1 protein-coding gene is annotated in these 4,936 nt (G+C 65.5%); it reads left to right on the top strand.

The features are described from left to right. A partial coding sequence (locus A5756_RS25120; protein WP_156659822.1) for a non-ribosomal peptide synthetase occupies nt 1-4,936 on the top strand: 4,936 nt, incomplete at both ends.

The following is a 4,936-nucleotide window of genomic DNA, read 5'->3' as shown; positions in this document are numbered from 1 at the left end:
GAGACCGAGAAAATCGTGGCCGAGGTCTTCGCCCAGGTGTTGGGCCAGGATCGGGTCGGACTCGATGACGACTTCTTTGCCCTGGGTGGGGATTCGTTGGTCGCCGCCCGGGTGAGCACGCGACTGCAGCTGGCGCTGGGCAGAGAAGTGCCCGTGCGCTACCTCTTCGACGCGTCCACCGTCGCGCGTCTGGCCGACCATCTGCACCGTCATCGTGGCGGCCCCGCCTGGGCTCCGTTGCAGGTGATGCCGCGTCCGGAGCGAGTTCCGCTCTCGTTTGCGCAGAGCCGGTTGTGGTTCCTTGACCGGTTCGAGGGTGGCGGCGCGACCTACAACATGCCGATCGCGTTTCGGATCAATGGGGCGCTGGACGTCGAGGCGCTCGGCGCTGCCCTCGACGATGTCATCGCCCGGCACGAGTCGCTGCGCACCATATTTCCCGACATCGATGGCGTGCCGGTGCAGCAGGTGCTGCCGGCCCGGACCGGGATGTGGCGGCGCGGTAGCGCGATGGTCGTGTCCTTGCCGGAGCAGGACGTGGTCGAAGAGTTGCTCACGCTGGTGGCGTATCGATTCGATTTGTCAACCGAAATCCCTATTCGTGCGCAGATCTACTCGGTGGGGCCCGAGCAGCATGTGGTCGGAATTGTTGTGCACCACATCACTTATGACGGTTGGTCGCTGCCGCCATTGGCCCGCGATGTGGGCGAGGCCTATCGGGCACGACGGCAGGGCTTAGCCCCGGCGTGGGCGCCCTTGGCGGTGCAGTACGTCGATTACACGCTATGGCAGCGAACGCATTTGGGTGACCTCGACGACAGCGACAGCCCCATCGCCGCGCAGCTGAAGCATTGGAAGCAGACCCTGGCCGGAATGCCTGAGTGCCTGACGCTCCCCATTGACCGGCCCTATCCGCCGGTGGCTGATTACCGGGGCGCCAGTGTGGCGGTGGACTGGCCGGCCGAGTTGCAGCAGCGGGTCCGCCTGGTGGCCGGCGAGTACAACGCGACCAGCTTCATGGTGGTCCAGGCCGCCCTGGCGGTGTTGTTGTCCAAACTGGGTGCCACGAGTGAGGTGGCGGTCGGGTTCCTGATCGCCGGGCGGCGCGACCCGGCGCTGGATGAGCTGGTGGGTTATTTCATCAATACCTTGGTGCTGCGTGTCGATCTGGCCGGTGATCCCACCTTCGCCGAGCTGCTCGCCCAGGTGCGCCAGCGCGGCCTGGCGGCCTACGAACACCAAGACGTGCCCTTCGAGGTGCTGGTTGAACGGCTCAACCCAACCCGAAGCGCAACCCGTCACCCGCTCTTTCAGGTGGTGTTGTCTTGGCAGAACTTTGCCGGGCAGGACAACGATCCGGCCGCGAGGTTGGCCTTGGGTGATGTGCAGGTCACGCCGCTGCCAGGCTCACGGCGAGTCGTCGACGACACCCGAATGGATTTGGTCTTCTCTCTGGGCGAACGGTGGACCGAAGCCGGTGAGCCCGCCGGGATCGGGGGAACGGTGGATTTCCGCACCGATGTGTTCGACGTAGCCAGCATCGAGACGCTGATCGAGCGGTTGCGGCGGGTATTGACCGCGATGACCGCCGATCCCATCCGACGGCTCTCGTCGGTGGATGTACTGGATGCCGGTGAGCACACGGACTTGGATCAGTGGGGTAACCGGGCGGTCTTGGCAGAGCCGGTGAGCACGTTGGCGTCGATCCCGGCGGTGTTCGCCGAGCAGGTGGCGCGTGCCCCGGAGGCGGTGGCGCTCAGCTACGAGCAGGGGTCGTGGACCTACCGCGAGGTTGACGAAGCCGCTAACCGGTTGGCGCACTTGTTGGTTGGCCAGGGCGTGGGCCGGGGTCAGTGTGTGGCGCTGCTGTTGCCCCGATCGGCCGAGACGATCGTGGCGGTTCTGGCGGTGTTGAAGACCGGCGCGGCTTATTTGCCGATCGATCCGATGCACCCCGACGCTCGGGTCCGGTTCATGCTGGCCGATGCCGCGCCGCTCGCCGCGATCACCACCGCCGGGCTGGCCGACCGGCTCGACGGGTGCGATCTGCGGGTCATCGATGTCGACGACCCAGGCATCCTCAGTTGCCCGAGCACGGGCTTACCGGCGCCGGGCGCCGACGACATCGCCTACTTCATCTACACCTCGGGCACGACGGGCGCCCCCAAGGGGGTGCCGATCGCCCATCAGAGTGTGATCCGGCTGCTGGAGTCACTGGACTCCGAGATGGCGCCGGGACAGGTGTGGACGCAGTGTCATTCCTTGGCCTTCGACTATTCGGTGTGGGAGATCTGGGGCGCACTGCTGCGCGGCGGGCGGCTGGTGGTGGTGCCCGAATCGGTGACGCGCTCACCAAAAGACCTGCACGCTTTGCTCGTTGCCGAACAAGTCAGCGTGTTGAGCCAGACCCCATCGGCGTTCTACGCGCTGCAAACCGCCGACGCGCTAGCACCCGAGCTGGGAGGGCAGCTCAAACTTGAGACTGTGGTGTTCGGCGGTGAGGCGCTTGAACCACAACGCCTTCGGACTTGGCTGCACGACCACCCGGGTCTGCCGCGCCTGGTCAACATGTACGGCATTACCGAAACCACGGTGCACGCCTCGTTCCGGGAGATTGTCGCGGCCGACACCGACACTGTTGCCAGTCCTATCGGGATGCCGTTGGCGCACTTGGCCTTTTTTGTCCTCGATCGGTACCTGCGGGCGGTGCCGGTGGGTGTAATCGGTGAGTTGTATGTCACCGGTTCCGCTGTGGGACTGGGGTATTGGCGGCGGGCCGGCTTGACCGCGACGCGGTTTGTTGCGTGTCCATTTGGGGGATCCGGGGCGCGGATGTATCGGACCGGGGACCTGGTGTCTTGGGGCGCCGACCGGCAGCTGCGGTACGTGGGGCGGGCCGATGAGCAGGTCAAGATCCGCGGGTACCGCATCGAGCTCGGCGAGATCGAGGCGGCTCTGAGCGCCCATCCGGGAGTGGCGCAGGCGGCGGTGATCGCACACACCGCGAACGCGGATCCGGAGGGGGTCAGCGACAAGCAACTGGTGGGCTATGTCGTACTGAATCAAAAGTTGGAGCCGGCAACGGAAGCGGACCTGGTGGGGAGCGAACGAGTCGACGAGCTACGCCGTTTCGTGGCTGGCCGGTTGCCCGAGTTCATGGTGCCGGCGGCGATCATGGTCGTGGAGTCGCTGCCGTTGACGGTCAACGGCAAACTTGACCGGCGGGCGCTGCCGGCGCCCGAGTTCATCAGCGCAGTAGGGTACCGACCGCCGCGTGAACAACGGGAACGCTTGTTGGCCAAACTTTTTGGCGAGGTTCTCGGGGTGCCGCGGGTCGGCATTGATCAGTCATTCTTCGACCTGGGTGGGCATTCGCTGTCGGCAACACGGCTGATAGCGCGAGTTCGAACCGAATTGGGCGTCGAAGTCCCGATTCAGGTGTTGTTCGACGCGTCCACCGTGGCCGGATTGGCCGAATGGATTGCTGCTCATGCGGGCGAACAGGCGAGGCCGGCGTTGACGGCACAAGAGCGGCCCGCGGTGGTGCCGTTGTCGTTTGCGCAGAGCCGTTTGTGGTTCATCGACCGGTTCGAGGGCGGGGGTGCGACCTACAACATACCGATCGCCTTCCGCATCAAAGGGGCGCTGGATGTCGAGGCGCTCGGCGCGGCGCTCGATGATGTCATCGCCCGCCACGAATCGCTGCGCACCATCTTTCCCGACATCGACGGTGTGCCGTTCCAGCAGGTGCTGGCTGCCCGGGCGGGGATGTGGCGGCGCGGTGGCGCGGCGGTCATGTCGGTGCCGGAGCGCGACCTGGTCCCAGAGTTGTTGACGCTGGTTACGTATCGGTTTGATTTGTCGGCGGAGGTCCCGATTCGTGCGCAGATTTATTCGATGGGCCCCGAGGAGCATGTGGTGGGGATCGTCCTGCACCACATCGCCTTTGACGGATGGTCCATGGTACCGATGGTCCGTGATGTGGGCCAGGCGTACCAAGCGCGGCGGGAGGGCAGGGCCCCGGGCTGGGCGTCGTTGGCGGTGCAGTACGTCGATTACACGCTGTGGCAACGGGAGTGGTTGGGGGCCGAGTCTGATCCCGACAGTGTGATCGCCGAGCAGTTGCGATACTGGCGGCAGGAGTTGGCCGATGTCCCGGAGGCGGTGTCGCTGCCGGCAGATCGGCCCCGCCCGCCGGTGCTCAGTTATCGCGGTGATGCAGTCGATTTGCACATCGACCCGCAAGTGTGGGCGGGAGTTAAGGCGGTGGCAGCGACGCACAACGCGACGGTCTCGATGGTGTTGCAGGCGGCATTGGCGGTGCTGCTGCACCGGGTCGGAGCCGGTGAGGACGTGGTGATCGGCGCGACGATCGCCGGGCGGCTAGATGAGGCACTCGATGATCTGGTCGGGTTCTTCGTCAACTCTTGGGCGTTGCGGGTGGGGGTCAATACCGCGCACCGGTTCAGCGAGGTACTCGAGCAGGTGCGCCAGAAAGCGCTGGACGCTTACAGCAACCAGGAAGTTCCCTTCGAACTGCTGGTCGAGCAGCTCAATCCGGTGCGCTCGACGGCGCATCACCCGCTGTTCCAGGTAGCCCTGGTCTTCCAAAACAATGTGCGCCCCGAGATGGCGGCGATCGACGGACTCAGCGTCGAGCCGCTCGTGGCCGACGTCCGCACCGCGAAGTTCGAGCTGGATTTCAATATCGGTGAGGCGCCTACCGAGGACCCCACCGCTCCGATGGCGACGGGGATAGTCACGTACGCCACCGATCTGTTCGACCGGTCCACCGTCGAGCGGTTGGTCGCCTGGTTCGGGCGGGTGATCGAGGCGGTGGTCGCGGATTCGTCGGTGGTGGTGGGTGAGGTGGCGTTGCTGGATCGCGGTGAGCGTGAGTTGGTGTTGTCGGGGTGGTCTGGTGCTGGGGTGGGGG

Source organism: Mycobacterium sp. 852002-53434_SCH5985345 (assembly GCF_001667155.1).
GTDB lineage: Bacteria > Actinomycetota > Actinomycetes > Mycobacteriales > Mycobacteriaceae > Mycobacterium.
This window is presented reverse-complemented; position numbering and strand designations above follow the sequence as displayed.